Origin of the sequence: Methylophilus sp. 14, assembly GCF_015354345.1 — a bacterium.
Classification (GTDB): Bacteria; Pseudomonadota; Gammaproteobacteria; order Burkholderiales; family Methylophilaceae; genus Methylophilus.
This window is the reverse complement of the sequence record NZ_JADKYS010000001.1, coordinates 129,046-150,369: the sequence shown is the minus strand read 5'-3', so window position 1 is coordinate 150,369 and position 21,324 is coordinate 129,046. Positions and strand designations below refer to the sequence as shown.

General features: G+C 50.9%; 29 protein-coding genes and 4 tRNA genes. 1 reads left to right on the top strand and 32 read right to left on the bottom strand.

Going from position 1 to position 21,324, the window contains the following annotated elements; all coding sequences use genetic code 11:
• Nucleotides 1–22: 22 nt before the first annotated feature.
• From INP78_RS00815 to INP78_RS00770, 10 genes are all read right to left on the bottom strand, one after another.
• Nucleotides 23–97: transfer RNA gene (locus tag INP78_RS00815), tRNA-Thr, on the bottom strand.
• Between the two features lie 20 nt (nucleotides 98–117).
• A tRNA-Gly gene (locus tag INP78_RS00810) sits at nucleotides 118–193 on the bottom strand.
• Between the two features lie 70 nt (nucleotides 194–263).
• Nucleotides 264–348: transfer RNA gene (locus INP78_RS00805), tRNA-Tyr, on the bottom strand.
• A gap of 62 nt (nucleotides 349–410) precedes the next feature.
• Nucleotides 411–486, bottom strand: a tRNA-Thr gene (locus INP78_RS00800).
• Between the two features lie 142 nt (nucleotides 487–628).
• Entirely contained in the window at nucleotides 629–1,042 is a 414-nt protein-coding gene (locus INP78_RS00795; protein ID WP_194740352.1) for a ClpXP protease specificity-enhancing factor, read from the bottom strand.
• A 60-nt stretch (nucleotides 1,043–1,102) separates the two neighbouring features.
• Nucleotides 1,103–1,702, bottom strand: a complete 600-nt coding sequence (locus INP78_RS00790) for a glutathione S-transferase N-terminal domain-containing protein (RefSeq protein WP_194740351.1) — start codon at nucleotides 1,700–1,702, stop codon at nucleotides 1,103–1,105.
• A 65-nt stretch (nucleotides 1,703–1,767) separates the two neighbouring features.
• Entirely contained in the window at nucleotides 1,768–2,478 is a 711-nt protein-coding gene (locus INP78_RS00785) for a cytochrome c1 (protein ID WP_228522577.1), read from the bottom strand.
• Nucleotides 2,478–3,764 carry a cytochrome bc complex cytochrome b subunit gene (locus tag INP78_RS00780; protein WP_194740350.1) on the bottom strand — a complete coding sequence of 429 codons (1,287 nt, stop codon included), beginning with the start codon at nucleotides 3,762–3,764 and terminating at the stop codon, nucleotides 2,478–2,480. The genes INP78_RS00785 and INP78_RS00780 overlap by 1 nt, the downstream gene beginning before the upstream one ends.
• A gap of 3 nt (nucleotides 3,765–3,767) precedes the next feature.
• On the bottom strand, nucleotides 3,768–4,388 hold the full coding sequence (petA, locus tag INP78_RS00775; protein WP_194740349.1) for a ubiquinol-cytochrome c reductase iron-sulfur subunit: 621 nt from the start codon (nucleotides 4,386–4,388) through the stop codon (nucleotides 3,768–3,770).
• Nucleotides 4,389–4,504: 116 nt separating this feature from the next.
• A complete protein-coding gene (locus tag INP78_RS00770; protein WP_194740348.1) occupies nucleotides 4,505–5,251 on the bottom strand; it encodes a Nif3-like dinuclear metal center hexameric protein in 747 nt (248 codons plus the stop codon).
• 55 nt (nucleotides 5,252–5,306) lie between these two features.
• On the opposite strand from INP78_RS00770, the gene INP78_RS00765 reads away from it, so the two are divergent.
• Nucleotides 5,307–6,461 (top strand): S1C family serine protease, encoded by a 1,155-nt coding sequence (locus INP78_RS00765; RefSeq protein ID WP_194740347.1) that lies wholly within the window; start codon nucleotides 5,307–5,309, stop codon nucleotides 6,459–6,461.
• Here the strand turns inward: INP78_RS00765 and tatC are convergent, their stop codons facing one another.
• The 22 genes from tatC to mlaD all read right to left on the bottom strand — a co-directional run bounded on the left by tatC (nucleotide 6,462) and on the right by mlaD (nucleotide 21,303).
• A complete protein-coding gene (gene tatC / locus INP78_RS00760; protein ID WP_194741065.1) occupies nucleotides 6,462–7,199 on the bottom strand; it encodes a twin-arginine translocase subunit TatC in 738 nt (245 codons plus the stop codon).
• Nucleotides 7,200–7,220: 21 nt separating this feature from the next.
• On the bottom strand, nucleotides 7,221–7,736 hold the full coding sequence (tatB, locus tag INP78_RS00755; protein WP_194740346.1) for a Sec-independent protein translocase protein TatB: 516 nt from the start codon (nucleotides 7,734–7,736) through the stop codon (nucleotides 7,221–7,223).
• Nucleotides 7,737–7,749: 13 nt separating this feature from the next.
• Nucleotides 7,750–7,932 carry a Sec-independent protein translocase subunit TatA gene (gene tatA / locus INP78_RS00750; RefSeq protein WP_019881194.1) on the bottom strand — a complete coding sequence of 61 codons (183 nt, stop codon included), beginning with the start codon at nucleotides 7,930–7,932 and terminating at the stop codon, nucleotides 7,750–7,752.
• Between the two features lie 29 nt (nucleotides 7,933–7,961).
• Nucleotides 7,962–8,291, bottom strand: coding sequence for a histidine triad nucleotide-binding protein (locus tag INP78_RS00745; protein WP_194740345.1), 330 nt, complete (start codon nucleotides 8,289–8,291; stop codon nucleotides 7,962–7,964).
• Nucleotides 8,288–8,605 (bottom strand): phosphoribosyl-ATP diphosphatase, encoded by a 318-nt coding sequence (locus INP78_RS00740; RefSeq protein WP_194740344.1) that lies wholly within the window; start codon nucleotides 8,603–8,605, stop codon nucleotides 8,288–8,290. Before INP78_RS00740 ends, INP78_RS00745 begins: the two co-directional genes overlap by 4 nt.
• Entirely contained in the window at nucleotides 8,598–8,981 is a 384-nt protein-coding gene (gene hisI / locus INP78_RS00735; protein WP_194740343.1) for a phosphoribosyl-AMP cyclohydrolase, read from the bottom strand. The genes INP78_RS00740 and hisI overlap by 8 nt, the downstream gene beginning before the upstream one ends.
• A complete protein-coding gene (gene hisF / locus INP78_RS00730; protein WP_194740342.1) occupies nucleotides 8,978–9,742 on the bottom strand; it encodes an imidazole glycerol phosphate synthase subunit HisF in 765 nt (254 codons plus the stop codon). Before hisF ends, hisI begins: the two co-directional genes overlap by 4 nt.
• Entirely contained in the window at nucleotides 9,742–10,485 is a 744-nt protein-coding gene (gene hisA / locus INP78_RS00725) for a 1-(5-phosphoribosyl)-5-[(5-phosphoribosylamino)methylideneamino]imidazole-4-carboxamide isomerase (protein ID WP_194740341.1), read from the bottom strand. Before hisA ends, hisF begins: the two co-directional genes overlap by 1 nt.
• Before the next feature lie 53 nt (nucleotides 10,486–10,538).
• Entirely contained in the window at nucleotides 10,539–11,183 is a 645-nt protein-coding gene (gene hisH, locus INP78_RS00720; RefSeq protein WP_194740340.1) for an imidazole glycerol phosphate synthase subunit HisH, read from the bottom strand.
• 16 nt (nucleotides 11,184–11,199) lie between these two features.
• Entirely contained in the window at nucleotides 11,200–11,790 is a 591-nt protein-coding gene (gene hisB / locus INP78_RS00715) for an imidazoleglycerol-phosphate dehydratase HisB (RefSeq protein ID WP_194740339.1), read from the bottom strand.
• A gap of 159 nt (nucleotides 11,791–11,949) precedes the next feature.
• Nucleotides 11,950–12,828 (bottom strand): 3-hexulose-6-phosphate synthase, encoded by an 879-nt coding sequence (gene hxlA, locus INP78_RS00710; protein ID WP_194740338.1) that lies wholly within the window; start codon nucleotides 12,826–12,828, stop codon nucleotides 11,950–11,952.
• A 217-nt stretch (nucleotides 12,829–13,045) separates the two neighbouring features.
• Nucleotides 13,046–14,110 carry a histidinol-phosphate transaminase gene (gene hisC, locus INP78_RS00705; RefSeq protein ID WP_194740337.1) on the bottom strand — a complete coding sequence of 355 codons (1,065 nt, stop codon included), beginning with the start codon at nucleotides 14,108–14,110 and terminating at the stop codon, nucleotides 13,046–13,048.
• 24 nt (nucleotides 14,111–14,134) lie between these two features.
• Nucleotides 14,135–15,430 carry a histidinol dehydrogenase gene (hisD, locus tag INP78_RS00700; protein ID WP_194740336.1) on the bottom strand — a complete coding sequence of 432 codons (1,296 nt, stop codon included), beginning with the start codon at nucleotides 15,428–15,430 and terminating at the stop codon, nucleotides 14,135–14,137.
• 12 nt (nucleotides 15,431–15,442) lie between these two features.
• The gene (hisG, locus tag INP78_RS00695) at nucleotides 15,443–16,084 is read right to left on the bottom strand and encodes an ATP phosphoribosyltransferase (protein ID WP_194740335.1); all 642 of its coding nucleotides are present in this window, start codon (nucleotides 16,082–16,084) and stop codon (nucleotides 15,443–15,445) included.
• Nucleotides 16,085–16,086: 2 nt separating this feature from the next.
• Entirely contained in the window at nucleotides 16,087–17,352 is a 1,266-nt protein-coding gene (murA, locus tag INP78_RS00690; RefSeq protein ID WP_194740334.1) for a UDP-N-acetylglucosamine 1-carboxyvinyltransferase, read from the bottom strand.
• Nucleotides 17,353–17,354: 2 nt separating this feature from the next.
• A complete protein-coding gene (gene grxD / locus INP78_RS00685; protein ID WP_194740333.1) occupies nucleotides 17,355–17,663 on the bottom strand; it encodes a Grx4 family monothiol glutaredoxin in 309 nt (102 codons plus the stop codon).
• A gap of 31 nt (nucleotides 17,664–17,694) precedes the next feature.
• Nucleotides 17,695–17,940: a BolA family protein gene (locus tag INP78_RS00680; protein ID WP_024930457.1), complete on the bottom strand. Its 246-nt coding sequence runs from the start codon at nucleotides 17,938–17,940 to the stop codon at nucleotides 17,695–17,697.
• A gap of 64 nt (nucleotides 17,941–18,004) precedes the next feature.
• Complete coding sequence (locus tag INP78_RS00675; protein WP_194740332.1) at nucleotides 18,005–18,811, bottom strand: ABC transporter permease; 807 nt, start codon at nucleotides 18,809–18,811, stop codon at nucleotides 18,005–18,007.
• Entirely contained in the window at nucleotides 18,808–19,722 is a 915-nt protein-coding gene (locus tag INP78_RS00670) for an ABC transporter ATP-binding protein (protein ID WP_194740331.1), read from the bottom strand. The genes INP78_RS00675 and INP78_RS00670 overlap by 4 nt, the downstream gene beginning before the upstream one ends.
• A gap of 75 nt (nucleotides 19,723–19,797) precedes the next feature.
• Nucleotides 19,798–20,091 carry a lipid asymmetry maintenance protein MlaB gene (locus INP78_RS00665; protein WP_368667953.1) on the bottom strand — a complete coding sequence of 98 codons (294 nt, stop codon included), beginning with the start codon at nucleotides 20,089–20,091 and terminating at the stop codon, nucleotides 19,798–19,800.
• Nucleotides 20,092–20,128: 37 nt separating this feature from the next.
• Nucleotides 20,129–20,731, bottom strand: coding sequence for a phospholipid-binding protein MlaC (locus tag INP78_RS00660; RefSeq protein ID WP_194740329.1), 603 nt, complete (start codon nucleotides 20,729–20,731; stop codon nucleotides 20,129–20,131).
• A 26-nt stretch (nucleotides 20,732–20,757) separates the two neighbouring features.
• A complete protein-coding gene (mlaD, locus tag INP78_RS00655) occupies nucleotides 20,758–21,303 on the bottom strand; it encodes an outer membrane lipid asymmetry maintenance protein MlaD (protein WP_194740328.1) in 546 nt (181 codons plus the stop codon).
• Between the last annotated feature and the right edge of the window lie 21 nt (nucleotides 21,304–21,324).

Here is a 21,324-nt window from a genome sequence, read left to right as displayed (position 1 = left end):
CCCGTATGCTACAGAGCAAATCTGGTGCCCATGGCGGGAATCGGACCCGCGACCTCTCCCTTACCAAGGGAGTGCTCTACCACTGAGCCACATGGGCGTTTTGCCTATTGTTATTGTTGGAGCGGGCGACGAGGTTCGAACTCGCGACATCTTGCTTGGAAGGCAAGTGCTCTACCAACTGAGCTACACCCGCACTATGCAGAACACCCAAGGAGGGCTCTCACCGACCCGCTTTACAGCAATACCTACAGGCAATCATTTTTTGGTGGAGAGGGCTGGATTCGAACCAGCGTACTCAGAGAGAACGGATTTACAGTCCGTCGCCTTTAACCACTCGGCCACCTCTCCAAAAAATCGACCGCGATTATCGCGGTTAATGCCACTGACGTCAATGTCAGCAAACATAAATTTGGTGCCGGGTATCGGAATCGAACTGATGACCTTCGCATTACAAGTGCGCTGCTCTACCAACTGAGCTAACCCGGCATTTCAGGAAGGCGCAACTATATCACTTTTTTTGAGAAGTAATCTAGTGCTTTTTAAGAATTTTTTATTTTTTACTGAAAAAAGGCTATCGGACCAATCTTCACAGGCCAATCACACCACAAAGCATGACAAGCTAGCGGCATTACTTCACTACTTTGAGGTGGGACTTTTTAGCTGCAGGCCCTTCCGGCGCGGCGCCTGCAGCAGCATCCGTGCGGGTTTTAGGTTCGGGCGCCTGACCATCAACCACCTCAAAGAACATGCCCTGGCCATTCTCGCGGGCGAACACGCCGCCGACACGGTTAATCGGCACATAAATATGCTGCGCAACGCCGCTGAAACGGGCAGAAAATACCACTGCATCATTATCGATATGCAAGTCTTTCACTGCCGTGTAATTCATGTTGAGTACGATTTCGCCATTTTTCACATAAGCCATAGGCACCCGCGTATGCGCATCAACCTTCACCAGCAAATGTGGCGTGAGTCCATTATCAACACACCACTCATGAATGGCGCGTATCAGGTAAGCGGTGGTAGGGATCAAAGTGCTCATACGACTTTCCTTAAAAAAACAGCGCGAAGGGTATTCGCGCTGCCTGGGGACTGACTGACGTTATTTACGCATGGCCTTTTCAGAAGGCGTCATGGCTTCAGCGTACATTGGACGCGAGAACAGACGCTCTGCGTATTTCAGCAATGGTGAAGCCTGGTTAGGCAACTCAATGCCATAGTGACCCAAGCGCCACAACAATGGCGTGATGGCCACGTCAAGCATGGAGTACTCATCACCCATCAGGTAGCTTTGCTTGCCAAAAATCGGCACCAGTTGCGTCAAGTTATCACGTACCACTTTACGCGCCTTGTCTGCCGTTTCTTCATCGCTGGACTCAATGTCCCTGATATGGCTAAACAAGTCTTTTTCAAAGTTGTAGAGGAACAGTCGCGCACGCGCACGCATCACAGGATCCGCTGGCATCAACTGCGGATGCGGAAAACGCTCATCAATATACTCATTGATGATATTGGCTTCCGACAACACGAGGTCGCGCTCAACCAACACCGGCACTTCACCATACGGATTCAAAATGGCCAAATCTTCGGTCTTATTGGTCAGATCAACATCAATGACTTCAAAGTCCATGCCTTTTTCGAACAATACGATACGGCAACGGTGACTGTAAGGATCGACAGTACCCGAATACAATCTCATCATAATTTATTTTCCCTATAAAAAAAGACACCAAGGCCTCACGCCTTGGTGTCGGACTTGGTTTGCAGTTAGCGAATATCTTTCCAGTATTCGGTTTTGATTTTCTTCACCAAGACGAACAGCACAGACAGGAACAGCAACACCACGACACCAATCCACAAACGGGATTGTTTGGCTGGCTCAGCCATAAAGGCTAGGAAGTTGGTCAGATCACCCACAAACTGGTCATACTCTTGAGGGCTCAATTTACCAGCCCTTTCCAGCTTCAGTGTGTGTGTTTCATGATCCAGCACCTGCACACCTTGCAACTCATACAGCACGTGCGGCATCGCCACTTTGTCAAACACCTGGTTATTCCAGCCGGTTGGACGGGTGTCATCCTTGTAGAAACTACGCAAGTAGGCATACACCCAGTCCGCACCACGCGCACGCACTTCAACGCTCAAGTCAGGCGGTGCAGCACCAAACCATTTCTTGGCATCTTTAGGATTCATGCTGACGCGCATGGTTTCACCGACTTTTTCACCAGCAAACAGCAAATTCTCTTTAATCTGTTTGTCGGTCAGGCCGATGTCCTGCAAACGGTTATAACGCATGTAGTTCGCGCTATGGCAGTTCAAGCAGTAGTTCACAAAGTTTTTGGCACCACGTTGCAAAGAGGCCTTATCGCTCATGCTGATTGGCGCTTTCACGTCAATGTGCACTTCGTTGGCCAATGCCACGCCAGAAACCAGCAGTGTCAGGCTAGCAAAAGCCTGCAAAAACATTTTCTTCATCATTAGTATGTCACCCTTTCTGGCACTGGCTTGGTTTGATCTTTTTTAGTGTACCAAGGCATCAAGGCAAAGAATGCGAAGTACACCACGCTACAAATACGGGCAAGCACTGTTGCACGATCAGCACGACCTAACCACGATCCGAATTGACCCCAGATATCCCCTGGCACCGTGCCCAGATAACCCAGGATCACGAAACTCACCACAAACGCAGCTAACCAGCGCTTGTACAATTTGCCACGATAACGGATAGATTTCACCGGACTCTTGTCCAGCCAAGGCAGGAAAGCAAAGGCGACCACAGACAAGCCCATCGCCACCACGCCAGGGAATTGTGAAATACCGATCGGCGGCACAGCACGCAAAATGGAGTAGTAAGGCGTGAAATACCAGACCGGTGCAATGTGCGCAGGTGTTTTCAGCGGGTCAGCCGGCACAAAGTTATTGGCTTCCAGGAAGTAACCGCCCATTTCAGGCATAAAGAACACGATGGCAAAGAACACCATCAGGAACGCCACCACACCCACTAGGTCTTTCACTGAGTAGTAAGGATGGAAAGGAATACCGTCCAACGGAATACCGGTGGCTTTATCTTTCGTGGCTTTAATTTCAACGCCGTCAGGGTTATTGGAACCCACTTCATGCAAAGCCACAATGTGCACAGCCACTAGGCCCAACAAGACCAGCGGCAAAGCAATCACGTGGAAAGCGAAGAAACGGTTCAATGTGGCATCAGACACCAGGTAGTCACCACGCAACCACTCGGACAAGTCAGGACCGATAAATGGCACGGTAGAGAAAAGGTTCACAATCACTTGTGCACCCCAGTAGGACATTTGACCCCATGGCAGCAGGTAGCCGAAGAAAGCCTCACCCATTAACACCAGGAAAATACCTACACCAAAGAGCCAGATCAGTTCACGTGGCGTTCTGTATGAGCCGTAAATGATGCCTCGGAACATATGCAGGTAAACCACCACAAAGAACATGGAGGCACCGGTAGAGTGCATGTAGCGAATAATGTTGCCACCAAACACATCACGCATGATGTATTCAACAGAAGCAAATGCCAATTCAGCATCTGGCTTGTAGTTCATGGTTAAAAAGATACCGGTGACGATTTGCAGCACCAGCACCAATAAAGCCAATGAACCAAAGAAATACCAGAAATTGAAGTTTTTTGGCGCGTAATATTCGGTCAGGTGTCCCTTGATAGTACTGGTCAGTGGAAATCTGGCATCAACCCAGTCCAACACACCAGCGGCAATTGTTTTTTTATTAGTTGCCATGAATTAAGCCTCCGCCTTTTTGTCTTCGCCAATCAGCAGCGTTGTGTCTGTCAGGTATTGGTGTGGAGGAATCAGCAGGTTTTTTGGTGCTGGAGAACCCTTGAACACACGACCGGACAAATCGAATTTAGAGCCGTGGCATGGGCAGACAAAACCGCCATCCCACTCTGCTGTTGCAACAAAGTTGTCGTTTGGTGAGCAACCCAAATGCGTGCATGTACCCAACATCACAGCGAACTCAGGCTTGATCGAACGATCTTTGTTTTTACAGTATTCAGGCTGTTGTGGCACTTCCAGGTTTGGATCAGACAACTGATCGTCGTGCTTGACCAGCTTGGCCAGCATTTCTGGGGTACGACGCACAATCCATACCGGCTGACCGCGCCATTCGGCCGTCATTTTTTCACCCGGTTTCAGCTTGCTGATATCCACTTCGACGGGTGCACCGGCCGCTTTGGCGCGCTCACTCGGCAGCATGCTGCCGACAAACGGCACCGCGACAGCGGCAACACCCACAGCGCCTGTAGCAGCGGTGGCTTTTACCAAGAAATCGCGTTTTTGCAAATCCACCTCAGATGGCTGGCAAAACGACAAACAGTTGTTGTCAATTTTGTTTTCTGACATTGGCTTCCTTAATCTACCCTTTTGGGGTAACAGTGTGATCAAAACTTGAGTCGCGATTATACATTTTTCGCAGAAACAAGCCAAATTTAATTCAATAAGTCATTGATATTAATCAATTAAACGGGGTTATCCAGCTCAACGTAAATGTGTTCTATACCATATTTTTCGGCGATCCACTGACCCAATGCCTGTACGCCGTAGCGCTCAGTCGCGTGATGGCCAGCACTGATATAAGCGGTCTCGGTTTCACACACGGTATGCCAGGTCTGCTCTGAAACTTCGCCACTGATAAACACATCCACCCCGGCATTCACGGCCTGCTGAATATAGGATTGCGCAGCGCCGGTGCACCAGGCTACCGTTTTCACCTGCTTTTGCGGATCCCCCAGCAATTGCGCCTGCCGACCCAGGCACTCACTCACATGCTCGCCAAGTTGCGCGAGCGTCATTGCTTGCGGCAACTGAGCCATGGGCAGCATATTCTTATCATCGAGATAATGTGTGATGGGCCACTCGAATACGTGCCCCAGCTGCACGTTATTGCCGACTTCAGCATGCGCATCCAGCGGCAAGTGATAAGCCAGCAGACTCAGGTCATGCGTCAGCAAACGTTTGAGGCGATTGCGCTTGAGCCCGGTCACTTCGGCCGCCTCTCCACGCCAGAAGTAGCCATGGTGCACCAGAATCGCATCGGCATCTGCAGCGATCGCCGCCTCAATCAACGCCTGGCTGGCCGTGACACCGCTAACGATACGCCGCACCTGCGGCCGCCCTTCTACCTGCAACCCATTTGGGCAATAATCTTGAAATTTGCCAACTTGTAAAAAATTGGCCAGCTCTGTGACAAGAAGATTTAATTCCATCTCTGACTCTCATATATACTAGGCATTGTTAAGACATTCACTTACTTTTGCAATTATGCGACATCTCTGGTCTATCTTCTCACAAGCCGTCACCGTTTGCCTGGGCATTTTGTTTGTGTTGAAACTATTTTACCCTGGCGTGCTCACACAACCCGCCAGTCAGCCAGCCAGCAAACAAGTCGCAACCAACACCACGGCCGCCATTGCCAAAAACGGCTACCGCACGGCAGTGAGCAAAGCCATGCCTTCAGTGGTCAATATATTCACTACGGCACGTATCAGCCAGGACCCGCACCATGCCCTCAAGAATGACCCATTATTCCGTCATTTTTTTGGCGATGAAATGGAAGAGGAAGATGAGCAGCCGGAAAACAGCCTGGGTAGCGGTGTGATTGTCAGTGCTGACGGCCTGATTTTAACCAACAACCATGTGATCAGCTCTGCCGACCAGATTGAGGTGGCGCTCAGCGATGGCAGCAAGTCTTCTGCGACGGTTGTAGGCACAGACCCGGACACCGATCTGGCAGTGCTTAAAATTGACCGTAAAGACCTGCCAGCGATTACGTTTAGCAATAGCGACCAGATGAAAGTCGGCGACGTGGTGCTGGCCATTGGCAACCCGTTCGGCGTCGGCCAGACGGTGACTCAAGGCATTATCAGCGCTTTGGGCCGTAACCATTTAGGTATCAATACCTTTGAAAACTTTATCCAGACCGATGCCTCCATCAACCCTGGCAACTCCGGTGGTGCGCTGATAGACGTCAACGGCAACCTCATAGGCATTAACAGTGCGATTTATTCGCGCAACGGCGGCAGCATGGGCATAGGCTTTGCCATTCCGGTCAGCATTGCCAAACAGGTGATGGAACAAATCAGTTCCAGCGGCACCGTCACCCGCGGCTGGATTGGCATTGAAGCACAAGACATCACGCCAGAACTGGCAGAGTCATTTAACCTGAAATCAGCTAACGGGTCGTTGATTGCCGGTGTATTGCTGGACAGCCCGGCTGATCATGCCGGTTTGCGCCCTGGGGATATTTTGGTAGGCATTGATGACAAGCCGGTGGCAGACAGTCAATCCATGCTGAACATCATTGCCATGCTCAAGCCACGTGAAAAAGCCACCTTGTCTATCATACGCGCGGGTAAAAAAGTGAATATCGCGCTGGTGGTAGGTAAGCGCCCACTACCCAACAAGATCCCGCAATAATTAGCTTTTAGCAGAGTCGCTGGCTGGCGCTTGCGGCAGCCAGCGCACCACCAGCAATCCAATTTCATAGAGCAGCCACAGCGGGATGGCGAGCATACACTGGGAAACAATATCCGGTGGCGTAAAAATTGCCCCCAGCACAAAAGCGCCCACAATCACATAAGAACGTGACTCTTTCAGCTGCGCCAGCGTGACCCACCCCATGAGCGCCATCAACACCACAGCGACCGGCACTTCAAACGCAAAGCCAAATGCCACAAACAGGCCGATGACGAAATCCAGGTATTCGGCAATATCCGTCATCACGGTCACGCCTTGCGGGGCACTCCCGACCAGGAAGCTGAACACCACCGGAAACACCACAAAATAGGCGAACGCCATGCCGACAAAAAACAGCACGATGGCAGCGGCTAGCAAAGGGCGGATCAGGCGCTTCTCATGCGTATACAAACCTGGGGAAACAAATGCCCAGCACTGATAAATCATCCAGGGTAGCGCAATCAGGAATGCCGTTAACATGGTGACTTTCATCGGCACGAAAAACGGCGTGGTCACCGCCGTCGCAATCATTTGCGCCCCTTGCGGCAACTTGCTTAGCAACGGCGCCGCCAGCAAGCTATAGAGTTTATCGGCAAACGGGAACAAGGCCACAAACACCAGCAACCAACCAACAATGGCACGCAGCAAGCGGTTACGCAATTCGATCAGGTGTGAAATGAAGCTCTCGGTGGGGGTCATGATCATGCAATCCGGAAAGTCTTAAGCAAGCGGCTTTTGTTCCGCCGCAGGCACGACGTCATCGTCTTTTTTAACAGTCTTGCGCGCACGACGACCTTTTTTGTTCTCATCGACAGGCACCGCAAACAATTGCGCTTGTGGATCCGTATGCACTAGCGATGGCTCATCAGCTTGCGCAGCACTCTCCGCAACCGGCGGAGCCGCCTTGCGCACACGTGGTTTACGTGGCTTTTTTACTGCAACAACTTCAGCCTCTATGATCGCAGGCACAGCCTCTGGCACTGGGTCAGGCAAAATGCTTTGCTCAATTTCATCATAGCCCTGCCGCAAGCCGGACTGCACTTCCTGTTGCAATGTTTGCAGTTCGGCAAAACGTGTTTCGCGATTCACTTCGTCCTTCACCTGCGTGACAAAACGTTGCAAGCGACCAAAAAAAGCGCCCGCAGTGCGGGCGACTTTTGGTAATTTTTCCGGCCCGATCACCACCAGGGCAACCAAAGCAATGACTAGCAATTCTGAGAATGAAATATCAAACACAATGCGTCAGCACTTATTTGTTTTTATCAGACAACTCTTCAGGCTTGGACTCGGCCTTGCCTTCATTGACCGCTTTTTTAAATTCATTCACCGCACCGCCGACATCGCCGCCAATATTACGCAATTTCTTGGTACCAAATACCAGCACCACAATCAGCAACACAATCAGCCAATGCCACAAACTAAATGAACCCATGATAATCTCCTTTATCTTGTCCGGCGATATTAAGCAACCGCACCGCCGCCAAACACATGTAGATGAATATGAAATACTTCCTGTCCGCCTTCGCGACCCACATTCATCATGGTTTTATAGCCAACCAAACCTTGTTCAGCAGCCAACTTGGCAGCTAACAACATCATTTTCCCCAACAGCGACTGATGCGCTGCAGTACAGTCTTTCAAGGTTTCGATATGTGCTTTAGGCACAATCAGAAAATGTGTTTTTGCCAAGGGACGAATATCATGAAACACAATAACATCGTCGTCCTCGTACAGCGTTTTAGACGGAATAGTGCCAGCAGCGATTTTGCAAAAAATACAATCCGCACTCATTCTGTTCTACTCGCTTTCTCGGCAATGCCCGACAAGCCTTCACGGCGTGCCAGCTCATCCAGCACATCCTGTGCACTCAGGCCGGCGTGACTCAACATGACCAAGGTATGAAACCACAAATCGGCCGTTTCATAAATAATTTCATCCGCTTTGCCGCCTTTAGCTGCAATCACGGTTTCAGTGGCTTCTTCACCAATTTTTTTCAGGATGCTGTCCATGCCTTTGGCATAGAGTTTAGCCACGTAAGAAGAAGACGGATCGGCTGCTTTACGCTGCTCCATCAACTCGGACAGTCGATTTAATACATCACTCATGGTAAATCGCTTTCGGATCTTTGATGACCGGCTCTACGGTGACCCAGGCATCGTCTTGCAACTGCTGGAAAAAGCAATTGTGTCGACCGGTATGACAGGCAATGCCTCCGAGTTGTTCGACGGTAATTAAAACAACATCGTCGTCGCAATCGAGGCGAATATCATGCACGATTTGGGTATGGCCAGACTCTTCGCCCTTGTGCCATAACTTGTTGCGGGAACGTGAGAAATACACGGCGTGGCCGGTATCGCGCGTCAACTGTAACGCCTCACGGTTCATCCAGGCAAACATGAGAATTTTGCCGGTGTCTTTTTCCTGCGCAATCACAGGCACCAGGCCTTCCGCAGTCCAGGCAACTTGATCTAGCCAGCTCATCTTACTTCCAGCCCGTGTTCGCGCATATAGTCTTTGGCCTGTTGCACCGTGAATTCACCATAGTGAAAAATACTCGCGGCCAACACGGCATCAGCGCCACCCAAGGTCACGCCATCCACCAGGTGCTGCAAATTACCGACGCCACCCGAAGCAATCAGCGGCACATCTACGGCGTCGCTAATCGCTTTATTCAGCGGGTTATTGAAACCTATTTTAGTACCATCACGGTCCATGCTGGTCACTAGCAATTCGCCAGCGCCCAGGCTCACCATTTTCTGCGCCCATTTCACGGCGTCCAGGCCTGTGGCATTTCGGCCGCCATGCGTGAAGACTTCCCACTCAAACGGCTGGTTATCGACTTTTTTAGCATCAATCGCCACCACGATACATTGCGAACCAAAGCGGCTGGCTGCATCTTCAACCACCTGCGGATTGAGCACTGCCGTGGTATTGATGCTGACCTTATCCGCACCCGCATTCAACAGGCGGCGGACATCTTCAACCTTACGCACCCCACCACCAACCGTCAGCGGGATAAATATCTGCTCGGCAACACGCTCGATAATATGCAAGATCAGGTCACGGTTATCAGAACTGGCCGTAATATCCAGAAATGTCAGCTCATCCGCGCCCTGGTCATTGTAACGTTGCGCAATTTCTACCGGATCCCCGGCATCGCGCAACTCAAGGAAGTTCACGCCTTTGACCACGCGGCCATCGGTCACATCCAGACAAGGAATAATGCGTTTGGCACAACCCATTATCGACTGCTCAGCTCATCAGCCAGCTGTTGTGCCGCTGCGAAATCCAGCGTGCCCTCATAAATGGCGCGACCGGTAATGCTGCCGATAATACCTTCATCCTGTACCGCACACAGTTTGCGCACATCATCCAGGTTAGTCACGCCGCCACTGGCAATCACAGGAATGGTCAATGCCTGCGCCAAGGCAACAGTGGCTTCAATGTTGACACCAGTCAACATGCCATCACGGCCAATATCTGTATAAACAATACTTTCGACACCGTAGTCTTCAAACTTCTTCGCCAGGTCAATCACGTCATGCCCTGTCAGTTTTGACCAGCCATCGACGGCCACTTTGCCATCTTTGGCATCCAGCCCGACCATGATCTGGCCAGGGAAAGCGTAGCAGGCTTCGTGCAAGAAACCTGGGTTCTTCACCGCTGCTGTGCCAATAATGACATAGCTGATGCCATCATCGAGGTAGCGTTCAATGGTGTCGAGGTCACGAATACCACCACCCAACTGGATAGGGATATCTCCACCCACTGCGGCAACGATAGACTTGATGGCATCCTCATTGACTGGCTTACCAGCAAAAGCACCATTCAAATCCACTAGATGCAAACGTTTACCGCCTTTATCTACCCAATGTCTGGCCATGGCGCCCGGGTCTTCGGAAAATACTGTGGACTCTTCCATCAGGCCCTGCTTCAAACGGACGCAGTGGCCATCTTTTAAATCAATTGCTGGAATAATTAACATGTTGTTTTCAATAGATAAATAACGAGTGGTGACTAAAACGACTGAAAATCCGTTTAGGGTTTCCAGTTTACAAAATTACGCAAAAGTTGCAAGCCTGCATTAGCGCTCTTTTCCGGGTGAAACTGCACTGCAAATACATTATCGCGTGCGATCGCCCCCGTATAATCAAACGGATAAGCCGTTGTCGCAGCAGTTAACGCAGCTTCTTCTGGTGCGACATAATAACTGTGCACATAATAGAAACGTGCCAGATCCGGAATCTCTGACCACAGCGGGTGTGCCTGCGTTTGATGTACCTGGCTCCAGCCCATATGCGGTACTTTCAGCTTGGCACCCTGCTCATCATGCATTTTGTCTGCAGGAAAGCGCTTGACCTCACCTCGGTAGACACCTAGGCCGGGGACATCCCCTTCTTCAGAATGCTCAAACAGCATTTGCAAACCGATGCAAATGCCCAGAAACGGCTTTTGCTGTGTGGCATCGACGACGGCCTGGCGTAAATGGCGCGCATCGAGCTCACGGATACAATCCGGCATCGCGCCCTGGCCAGGAAACACCACGCGCTCAGCCTGTGCAATCTGCTCAGGATCGCTGGTGACGGCGACAGAAATGGAAGGGGCCACCGCTTTAAAAGCGTTGGCCACCGATCTTAAATTACCCATGCCATAATCTACAATGGCAACTTGCAAGCGACTCATGATAAGCAATCAGGCGTTATAACGCACCCTTGGTTGACGGCATTAATCCAGCCATACGTGGATCTGGGGTCGCGGCCATACGCAGCGCACGACCAAAGGCTTTGAATATGGTCTCAGCCTGGTGATGGGCATTATGACCTTTGAGGTTATCGATGTGCAGCGTCACCAAGGCATGATTAACAAAGCCCTGGAAAAACTCATGGAACAGATCGACATCAAACTCACCGATCATGGCACGCGTAAAGGTGCAATCAAACGCCAGCCCTGGACGGCCAGACAAGTCGAGTGCGACACGGCTCAAAGCCTCATCCAGTGGCACATAGCTGTGGCCATAGCGGGTCAACCCTTTTTTATCACCCAGCGCCTTGGCAAAGGCCTGGCCCAGCGTAATGCCGATATCTTCTACCGTGTGGTGGCCATCAATATGCAAATCGCCTTTAGCGTGCACTTTCAAATCAACCATACCATGACGGGCAACTTGATCCAGCATATGGTCCAAAAAGCCCAAACCACTGTGCAACTCGGATTGACCGGTGCCATCGAGGTTAATCGAGACGGTAATTTGTGTTTCTAGCGTATTACGCGTGACTTCAGCTTGACGTGACATATAAGAGAGGAAAGGTGATCACAGAGAGTTTGCAAATATTGCGTTCATTTTACAGCAAGTCCTGCCACACTGGCAAAAAGCTGTTATCAAAAACAAAAAAGCAGCCCGCACGGGCTGCTTTTTTTAAATCAGAAAGCGATCCGTAAGGATAGCAGTCGATTATTTAGCTTCTTCAGTTGCTGGCGCAGCTTCTGCAGGTGCAGCTTCAGCTGGAGCAGCCTCTTCGGCCGCTGGCGCTTCAGCAGCAGGTGCTGCATCGGCTGGAGCAACTTCTTCCGCAGCTGGTGCTTCAGCAGCAGGCGCAGCTTCTTCAGATTTTTTGCCCAACAGGGAGAATACCAATACTGCAGCAACAGCAGCAATGATCCATGGCAGCAATTTGTTACCACCTTTAGTCGCAGTGCCAGCACCGTGAGCAATTTTAGTGATTTCAGTTGCAGCAGCAGCAGGATCAGCAGCACCGTAGATTGCAGCACCAGCTACAACGATATCAGCACCAGCGTCCACTACTTGTTTAGTGGTTGCAGCTTTAACGCCACCAGCCACAGACACTTTAGCGCCTGTTTTCAGACCGGATACCAGACCCAGGTCAGCAAATGGAGTTTGACCAGCCGCTTGTTGGTCCAAACCAGTGTGTACACCAATAATGTGTGCACCCAGTTTAACCACTTCCAGCGTACGGGCTTTTTTGTCTTTAACGTTGATCAGGTCGATTTGCGCTTCTTTGCCATACTTGTTGGCAGCGTCGATCACGCCTTTGATCGTACCGATATCTGCAGTACCCAAAACGGTACAAATGTCAGCACCTGCTTTGTAGAATGGCTCAGCTTCGTAGAAGCCAGCATCCATGGTTTTCAGGTCAACCAGAATTTTGTTGTTAGGGAATTTTGAACGCAATGCTTTCAACAATTCGATACCGTTATGCTTGATGCAAGGTGTACCGATTTCCAAAATATCAACGTATGGCGCTACTTTAGCTGCCAAGGCGATCGTTGCGTCGAAATCTAATGAGTCCAATGCCATCTGGGTTTGTGCCATTTTTCTTCCTCCGAGTTTGCTCTATTTTAAATCCAATGAATCAATGCGCAGCAATTATGCAAACGCAACCCTCACTGCACATTATGTACAATAGCGTGCATCATAACCGCATTTTCAAAAAAATGACAATATTGCGACGATTTTTTTTACGCCACAATGCAATCATTTGCAGCACATTAGCGAGCAAATTACGGCAAATACTTTGATTTTAGCGACATCAAGCCGACAGAAAGGTACGCAATGCCTGCATCAAGGCCTGATTTTGAGCAGGATTGCCTATCGTAATGCGCAAAAAGTCGGCAATACGCGCCGGTTTTTTGAAGTGACGCACAATCACCGCCTGCGCACGCAAACTGGCGGCTAATTGCTCGCCCGCGTAATTTGGATGGCGTGCAAAAATAAAGTTGGCGCCGGAGGGCAGCACTTCGAAGCCCAGATTTTGCAAATCCAGCACCAACTGATCACGCGATGCAATCACTTGCTGACGGGTTTGCTGAAAATAGGCTTCGTCTTGCAGGGCAGCAATCGCGCCCGCCTCGGCAAAGCGGTCAATCGGATAAGAATTGAAACTATCCTTCACGCGAATCAAGGCCTCAATCAAGGCCGCATCACCGACGGCATAGCCCACGCGCAAACCAGCCAGCGAACGTGATTTTGAATAGGTATGTGTCACCAGCAAATTGGGATATTGATTGACCAATGCCACCGCTGATTCGGTACCGAAATCGACATAAGCCTCATCAATCACCACCACTGATTGCGTATTGGCTTTTAACAAACGTTCTATTTCGCTCAATGCCAACGGCATACCGGTGGGTGCGTTGGGGTTAGGGAAAATAATGCCGCCATTGGGACGCAGGTAATCGTCAATCGCAATCTCAAACTGCGCATTCAATGGCACTGTTTCAAACGCAATGCCGTAAAGGCCGCAATAAACCGGGTAGAAGCTATAGGTGATATCCGGGTAAAGCAGCGGCAAATCATGTTTGAGCAAAGCCTGGAACACATGCGCCAGCACTTCATCCGAGCCGTTACCCACAAACACCTGATTGCTTTGCAGGCCATGATATTCGGCAATCGCCGCCTTCAGGCGACTGGAATCCGGGTCTGGGTATAAACGTAAACTGTCTGCCGCCTCAGCCTGCAACGCAGCGATCACCGCTGGGCTAGGCCCATAAGGATTCTCATTGGTATTCAGCTTGACCAGGTTTTGCAGTTTGGGCTGCTCGCCCGGCACATAAGGGGTCAGGTTGTGTACCAGGCTACTCCAATATTGACTCATCGCATTACTCTTAAATTCAGCCAGTTATTTCAAGCGATATTCCGCACTGCGGGCGTGCGCCTGCAGGCCTTCGCCATAAGCAAGGGTGGCGGCAATTTTGCCTAGCGTTTGCGCACCGGCGGATGACACCATAATCAGGCTAGAGCGCTTCTGGAAATCATACACACCCAGCGGCGAGCTGAAGCGCGCGGTACGCGAGGTTGGCAGCACGTGGTTAGGCCCGGCGCAATAATCACCCAGTGCCTCACAGGTATCGCGACCCATAAAAATCGCACCGGCGTGTTTGATATGCTTGCTGAACGTCAAGGCATCATCCATAGACAATTCCAAGTGCTCGGGCGCAATAAAGTTACAAATCTCGGCAGCCTCGGCCAAATCCTTTACCTGAATCAAGGCGCCCCGATTTTGCAGCGAGGTACGGATAATTTCCTGGCGCGGCATCTCGCCGACCTGGCGCTCAATACTTGCCTGCACCTGGTCAAGAAACTCCGCACTCGGTGACAGCAAGATCGCTTGCGCCAATTCATCGTGCTCGGCCTGGCTGAACAAATCCATCGCCGTCCAGTCCGGATTGCTATGGCCATCGCTGATGACCAAAATCTCTGACGGGCCTGCCACCATATCAATGCCAACCACGCCAAACACACGTCGTTTAGCCGCGGCCACATACGCATTACCCGGGCCGACAATTTTATCGACTTGCGGCACAGTCTCAGTACCATAAGCCAAGGCACCCACGGCTTGCGCGCCGCCAATACAGAATACCCGATCCACGCCACAAACAGCCGCAGCGGCAAGCACCAGCGGATTTTTTTCACCGTTAGGCGTTGGCACCACCATCACCAGCTCTTGCACACCCGCGACTTTGGCCGGAATGGCGTTCATCAGCACCGAGGATGGGTAGGCTGCTTTGCCGCCAGGCACATACAAACCAACACGGTCCAGCGCCGTCACCTGCTGGCCGAGCAGCGTACCGTCCGCTTCGGTATATTGCCACGATTGCATCACTTGTTTTTCGTGATAACTGCGCACACGATCAGCGGCCGCCTGCAAGGCTTCACGTTGCGCCGCTGGCAGGCCATTTAAAGCGGCATGCAATTCGGCCTGCGGAATCTCCAATGCCGCCAGACTGGCAGCGTTGGTTTTATCAAAACGATTGGTGTATTCGAGCACCGCCGCATCACCACGGGCTTTGACATCCTTGAGAATATTGGCGACCACCTGGTCGATGGTGTCATCCTGCGCAGTTTCAAAAGCCAGCAATGCCTTTAATTCAGCATCAAACCCGGTGTCGCGTGTATTTAAACGTTTAATATTCATGATTTCTATCAATTACTCTTTACGAATGGCGCGCGCAAAACTGTCAATAATCGGTTGCAACAGCGGGCGATTCACTTTGTAAGAAGCCTGATTGACCACCAGACGCGAGCTAATCGCGCCTACATCTTCAACCGCTTTGAGTTTGTTGGCACGCAAGGTGCCACCCGTGCTGACCAAGTCGACAATGGCATCTGCCAAACCAACCAACGGCCCTAACTCCATTGAGCCATACAGTTTGATCAAGTCCACATGCATGCCTTTGGCAGCAAAATGTTCGCGCGCCGTTTTCACATACTTGGTGACGACTTTCAGGCGTGCGCCCTGGCGGATGCTGGCCTCATAGTCGAAGTCTTCACGCACGGCCACCATCATTTTGCACTTGGCAATATTCAGGTCCAGCGGCTGGTACAAACCTTCACCGCCATGCTCATCCAGCACATCCTTACCGGCAATGCCCAAATCTGCCGCGCCATATTGCACATAGGTTGGCACATCGGTCGCGCGCACAATCACCAGGCGCACATCATCACGGTTAGTCGGCAGAATCAGCTTGCGGGAAGATTCTGGATCCTCCAACGCGTGTATGCCAGCCGCCGCCAACAACGGTGTCGTTTCCTCAAAAATGCGCCCTTTGCTGAGTGCAATAGTAATCATGATTAGTTCGATCTGCGCACTTTGGCGCCCAGTTGATTCAGTTTTTCTTCCAGCTTTTCGTAACCGCGGTCCAGATGGTAAATGCGGTCAATCACTGTTTCGCCATCAGCTACCAAGCCAGCCAATACCAGGCCAGCCGAGGCACGCAAGTCGGTCGCCATGACATTGGCACCTTCCAGCGCAGGCACGCCTTGCACCATAGCAGTATTGCCCTGCACGTCGATATTGGCACCCATGCGCTGCAATTCTTGTACATGCATAAAGCGATTTTCAAAAATGGTTTCGATCACCGTACACACGCCTTCTGCCACCGTATTCATGGCCATAAACTGCGCCTGCATATCGGTAGGAAAAGCCGGATGTGGTGCGGTACGCACATTGACTGCTTTTAATTTGCCATTGCTTTTAACCGTAATGCTATTGCTGTCATGGCTAATGGTCGCGCCGGCTTCGCGCAATTTTTCAATCACGGCTTCCAGCAAGTCAGGACGGGCATTTTTCAAGGTCACTTCGCCACCGGTCATGGCCGCCGCCACCATATAGGTGCCCGCTTCAATGCGGTCGCACACCACATGGTGTTGCGCACCGGTCAGGCGCTCCACGCCCTCAATCGTAATCGTGTCGGTGCCCGCACCAGTGATTTTGGCACCCATTTTATTCAGACACTCTGCGAGGTCGACCACTTCCGGCTCTTTGGCCGCGTTTTCCAGTACTGTCGTGCCTTGCGCCAACGCAGCGGCCATCATCAGGTTTTCAGTGCCAGTGACAGTGACAACATCCATATAGTACTTGGCGCCTTGCAACCGGCGGTTTGGCAGGTGCAAGGTACTGGCCTGGATATAGCCATGCGTGATATGCATGGCAGCACCCATGGCTTGCAGACCCTTGATGTGCAAATCCACCGGCCGTGAGCCAATGGCACAGCCGCCCGGCAGTGAAACACGTGCCGTACCAAAACGCGCCAGCAACGGCCCAAGCACCAGAATAGAGGCACGCATGGTTTTCACCATGTCATAGGTGGCCTCAAAAGAAGCCACATCGCTTGCATCCAGCGTCACCTGATCACCGTCTTTGCTGACCTTGACGCCCATGGTATCCAGCAACTTGAGCGTAGACGCAACATCGCGCAACTCAGGCACACCTGTTAAGGTAAACGGTGTTTCTGCCAGCAACCCGGCACATAAAATTGGCAACGCGGCATTCTTTGCACCAGACACGACAATTTCGCCATGCAGTGGCACGCCACCTTCAATAATCAGTTTGTCCAAAATTACGCTTTCGCCAACAGGGTTTGCAGTTCACCGCTTTGATACATGCTGCGCATAATGTCGGCACCGCCGATAAATTCGCCATCCACATACAATTGCGGAATCGTCGGCCAGTTAGCGTACTGTTTGATGCCTTCACGGACATCCATGTCTTGCAACACGTCAATCGCCACATACTCGGCACCACAGGCGCTCAGAATTTGCGCAGCCACGCTGGAGAAACCGCATTGTGGGAATTTCGGGCTACCTTTCATATACAACACCACTTTATTGTTGCTGACGGTGTCTTTAATTTTTGCTTGTACATCCATGTGACTGACTCCAAAAATATTCATTAAAACGCTAGGCTTGCTGTTGCTGCCATTGCGTCGGGGTATAGGTTTGCATAGACAGCGCGTGAATCTCGGCACGCATACGGTCGCCCAACGCTGCGTAGACCAGCTGATGCTGCTGAACCATGCGCTTACCTTCAAAAGCCGGGCTGACAATCACCGCATCAAAATGGGTGCCGTCATCACCGTTCACTTTCAGGTAGTCGCACTCCAGTCCGCTGCGGATGTATGCTTCAAGTTGCGCTGCTGTTAACACAAAACCTCACTTATTCAACAAAATACAGAGCGATTCAGCAGGAAGACGTGTCCTGCTGAATCAGCTAACTGCGTAATTTATAACCGGATTTTAACATCTTTAGGCATAGCCACGCTAATGCCAGCAAGAAGCTGCCCACGACCGCGAGGCTAAGCCAGGGAGAAACATCACCATGGCCAAAGAAGCCGTAACGGAAGCCATCTATCATGTAGAAAAACGGATTCAATTGCGACACGGCTTGCCAGAACGGCGGCAAAGAGTGAATAGAGTAAAACACGCCGGACAAAAAAGTCAGCGGCATAATGACAAAGTTCTGGAAAGCCGCCATCTGGTCAAACTTATCGGCCCAAATACCGGCAATGATGCCAAACGTCCCCAGCAAGGCGCTGCCCAATAAAGCAAAGGCAAAAATCCAGCCGGGATAAACCGTAGGCACACTGACAAAACACAACGCCACCAGGTAAATACTCAGGCCAACCAGCAATCCGCGAATCATCGATGCAGCCAGGAACGCGGCAAAAAACTCCAGCGTATTAATCGGCGTCAGCAGCAAGAAAACAATATTGCCCATCACTTTGGACTGGATCAGGCTGGATGAACTATTGGCAAAGGCATTTTGCAACAAAGACATCATCATCAGGCCAGGCACCAGAAAAGCGGTATAACTGACTTGGTCATATACCTTGACGTGTGACTCTAGCACATGCGAAAAAATCAGCAGGTACAACAAAGCGGTCAGGATAGGTGACGCGATGGTTTGAAACGCCACACGCCAAAAGCGCAGCAACTCTTTTTTGAACAGCGTATACACCCCGCGCCAGCGCGGACTGATTTTGTCATCCAGCCAGAAGAAAGGATTTAGCCATTTCATGCTTGCACCCCTTTCTGGTTGCCGACCAGATTTAAAAAGACGTCTTCCAAATCCGCCTCCTGCAATTGCATATCCTGGATGGCCACATTGGCTTCACGCAATACACTCAACACCATCTCCACCTGCGACAACTCGGATAATGCCAGCACGACTTCGTCACCATTCTGCTGCTTGAGCAAAGATTGCAACTGCGTTGGCAACGCACCCGCCAGGCGCAAGGAAAGCTGCTTGGCGGCATGACTCTTGAGCAAAGCACGCGTGGTATCCAGCGCAACGATTTTGCCCTGCTTCATCATGGCGACGCGCTCACACAGCGTTTCCGCTTCTTCCAGATAATGCGTCGTCAAAATAATGGTATGCCCTTGCTGATTGAGCTTCTGGATAAACGCCCACAGCATTTGCCGTAACTCAACATCTACACCGGCCGTCGGCTCATCAAGCACAATCACTGGCGGCTTATGCGCCAAGGCTTGCGCAATCAACGCCCGGCGCTTCATGCCTCCAGACAGTTTACGCATATTGGTATGCGCTTTATCCGTCAGGCCCAGCCCTTCAATCACTTCATCGACCCAGGCATCATTTTCAGGACCACGGCCAAAATAGCCCGCCTGAAAGCGCAACATTTCGCGTACATTAAAAAACGGGTCAAACACCAGCTCTTGCGGCACCACGCCCAAGGCACTGCGCGCACGCTGATAGTCAGTCTGCACATCATGGCCCATGATACGTATGCTGCCGCTGGTAGGCTGCAACAAACCCGCCAGCAGGTTAATCAAGGTTGATTTGCCCGCGCCATTCGGGCCCAGCAAGGCAAAAAACTCGCCTTGCTCAATACGCAAATCGACGCCCCGTAGCGCCTCGAACTCGCCGAAGCGCTTGGTAATGCCTGAAATCTCAATGGCTGCAGCCACGTATGACCTTTCGCTATCCCACAAAAAACGAAACCCCACCTCGTCAGAGCTGGGGCTGTTAGACTTGATTTTCAACTAATTCAACAAGAATCCGTCGACACCGTAAAGTTGCATCAGACTTCGCAGATTTTCCGGCACCCCAATCACCGACACTGCACTGGCTTCGGTATGCTGATGATGCAGTTGTCGCTGGATTTCAAGAATCAAACTCACAGCGACGGTATCGACCTCATTCACCTTGGAAAAATCCAGGGTTAACGGCGGCTCAAGGCGCAAGGTTTGCAACTGGTTCAGGGTTTCGCTGACATTCGTAATCAGCAAGTTACCGCTAAACTGCAAAGTGTTTTCCTGTTGCGTAATTTGAGCCACAAAATTCTCCAAGTCTGCCTGAATGCCGTCCGGGTAATTACTTACCAGTGGCCGCCTTGTTTTTATCAGCCAGTTTCTTGGTCAGGCTGTCCAGACCATTCTGGCGGATTTCCTGCGCAAACTGGCTACGGTAGTTGGTGACCAGGCTCACACCTTCAATCACGATATCAAATACTTTCCAGTCATCTGCTTTTTTACCCAGGCTGTAATCCACGCTGATTGGATCACCACCAGGTTGCTGAATCGCCGTTTTCACGGTCGCAGACTCAGCACCTGCTTCCATACGGAAAGGCTTGTACTCAATCGTCTGATTTTTATATTTAGACAAAGCCGTGGCGTAAGTACGCAGCAACAAGGTCTTGAACTCAGCCTGGAAAGCGGTTTTTTGCTCTGGTGTTGCATTGGTCCAGTTTTTACCCAGCACCAGGCGAGACACTTTCTCAAAGTCAAAGTTAGGCAGGATTTTCTCTTCTGCCAAGGCAAAAATCTTTTGCTGGTTACCCGCCTGGATGTCTTTGTCATTTTTAATGACTTCAATCACATCATCCGCAGTTTTTTTCACCAGTTGATCCGGCGTCATGCCAGCCATTGCCACACTGCTTAACAGCCACATGGCAACTGCCATCCACCACTTTTTCATTGTGTTCCCTTTATCAATTGATTGAATTACTTACCAATTTTGTCTAATGGACTGGCATCTAACGCATCAACCCCAGATTCGGTTGATGTAGCTGCCGTTTTACCAGGTTTATCATCACTTTCAGTCGCCTTGCTGTAAAGAAACTGGCTAATCAGTTTTTCCAGCACCACCGCATCCTGCGTTTGTGAAATCTTGTCGCCATTTTTGAGGTTAACCTCGTCACCACCTGCTTCCAGACCGATATATTGCTCACCTAACAGGCCAGCCGTATAGATATTGGCAAATGTATCTTTAGGGAAGTTGTAGCGCGTGTCGATGTTCAGACTCACGACGGCCTCATAAGTTTTCGGATCAAACACAATTTCACTCACGCGACCCACGACCACGCCGGCACTTTTCACTGGCGCACGTGGTTTCAGACCACCAATATTCTCAAAGTTCGCAGTTACCAGATACGTCTGGCCGATACTGCTGGTGGTCAGATTACCCACTTTCATGGCCAGGCCAAGTAAAGCTGCAAATCCGAGCGCAACAAAAATGCCCACCCACAAATCAATTGTTGTTCTTTCCATTGTTTATTCCCCGCGAGTAAC

What these genes read in the sequence shown, in the direction of transcription:
- INP78_RS00795 (WP_194740352.1), bottom strand. Translation starts at nt 1,042, where the DNA reads ATGAGCACTTTGATCCCTACCACCGCTTACCTGATACGCGCCATTCAT.
- INP78_RS00790 (WP_194740351.1), bottom strand. Translation starts at nt 1,702, where the DNA reads ATGATGAGATTGTATTCGGGTACTGTCGATCCTTACAGTCACCGTTGC.
- INP78_RS00785 (WP_228522577.1), bottom strand. Translation starts at nt 2,478, where the DNA reads ATGATGAAGAAAATGTTTTTGCAGGCTTTTGCTAGCCTGACACTGCTG.
- INP78_RS00780 (WP_194740350.1), bottom strand. Translation starts at nt 3,764, where the DNA reads ATGGCAACTAATAAAAAAACAATTGCCGCTGGTGTGTTGGACTGGGTT.
- petA (WP_194740349.1), bottom strand. Translation starts at nt 4,388, where the DNA reads ATGTCAGAAAACAAAATTGACAACAACTGTTTGTCGTTTTGCCAGCCA.
- INP78_RS00770 (WP_194740348.1), bottom strand. Translation starts at nt 5,251, where the DNA reads ATGGAATTAAATCTTCTTGTCACAGAGCTGGCCAATTTTTTACAAGTT.
- INP78_RS00765 (WP_194740347.1), top strand. Translation starts at nt 5,307, where the DNA reads ATGCGACATCTCTGGTCTATCTTCTCACAAGCCGTCACCGTTTGCCTG.
- tatC (WP_194741065.1), bottom strand. Translation starts at nt 7,199, where the DNA reads ATGACCCCCACCGAGAGCTTCATTTCACACCTGATCGAATTGCGTAAC.
- tatA (WP_019881194.1), bottom strand. Translation starts at nt 7,932, where the DNA reads ATGGGTTCATTTAGTTTGTGGCATTGGCTGATTGTGTTGCTGATTGTG.
- INP78_RS00745 (WP_194740345.1), bottom strand. Translation starts at nt 8,291, where the DNA reads ATGAGTGCGGATTGTATTTTTTGCAAAATCGCTGCTGGCACTATTCCG.
- INP78_RS00740 (WP_194740344.1), bottom strand. Translation starts at nt 8,605, where the DNA reads ATGAGTGATGTATTAAATCGACTGTCCGAGTTGATGGAGCAGCGTAAA.
- hisI (WP_194740343.1), bottom strand. Translation starts at nt 8,981, where the DNA reads ATGAGCTGGCTAGATCAAGTTGCCTGGACTGCGGAAGGCCTGGTGCCT.
- hisF (WP_194740342.1), bottom strand. Translation starts at nt 9,742, where the DNA reads ATGGGTTGTGCCAAACGCATTATTCCTTGTCTGGATGTGACCGATGGC.
- hisA (WP_194740341.1), bottom strand. Translation starts at nt 10,485, where the DNA reads ATGTTAATTATTCCAGCAATTGATTTAAAAGATGGCCACTGCGTCCGT.
- hisH (WP_194740340.1), bottom strand. Translation starts at nt 11,183, where the DNA reads ATGAGTCGCTTGCAAGTTGCCATTGTAGATTATGGCATGGGTAATTTA.
- hisB (WP_194740339.1), bottom strand. Translation starts at nt 11,790, where the DNA reads ATGTCACGTCAAGCTGAAGTCACGCGTAATACGCTAGAAACACAAATT.
- hxlA (WP_194740338.1), bottom strand. Translation starts at nt 12,828, where the DNA reads ATGGCACAAACCCAGATGGCATTGGACTCATTAGATTTCGACGCAACG.
- hisC (WP_194740337.1), bottom strand. Translation starts at nt 14,110, where the DNA reads ATGAGTCAATATTGGAGTAGCCTGGTACACAACCTGACCCCTTATGTG.
- hisD (WP_194740336.1), bottom strand. Translation starts at nt 15,430, where the DNA reads ATGAATATTAAACGTTTAAATACACGCGACACCGGGTTTGATGCTGAA.
- hisG (WP_194740335.1), bottom strand. Translation starts at nt 16,084, where the DNA reads ATGATTACTATTGCACTCAGCAAAGGGCGCATTTTTGAGGAAACGACA.
- grxD (WP_194740333.1), bottom strand. Translation starts at nt 17,663, where the DNA reads ATGGATGTACAAGCAAAAATTAAAGACACCGTCAGCAACAATAAAGTG.
- INP78_RS00675 (WP_194740332.1), bottom strand. Translation starts at nt 18,811, where the DNA reads ATGAAATGGCTAAATCCTTTCTTCTGGCTGGATGACAAAATCAGTCCG.
- INP78_RS00660 (WP_194740329.1), bottom strand. Translation starts at nt 20,731, where the DNA reads ATGAAAAAGTGGTGGATGGCAGTTGCCATGTGGCTGTTAAGCAGTGTG.
- mlaD (WP_194740328.1), bottom strand. Translation starts at nt 21,303, where the DNA reads ATGGAAAGAACAACAATTGATTTGTGGGTGGGCATTTTTGTTGCGCTC.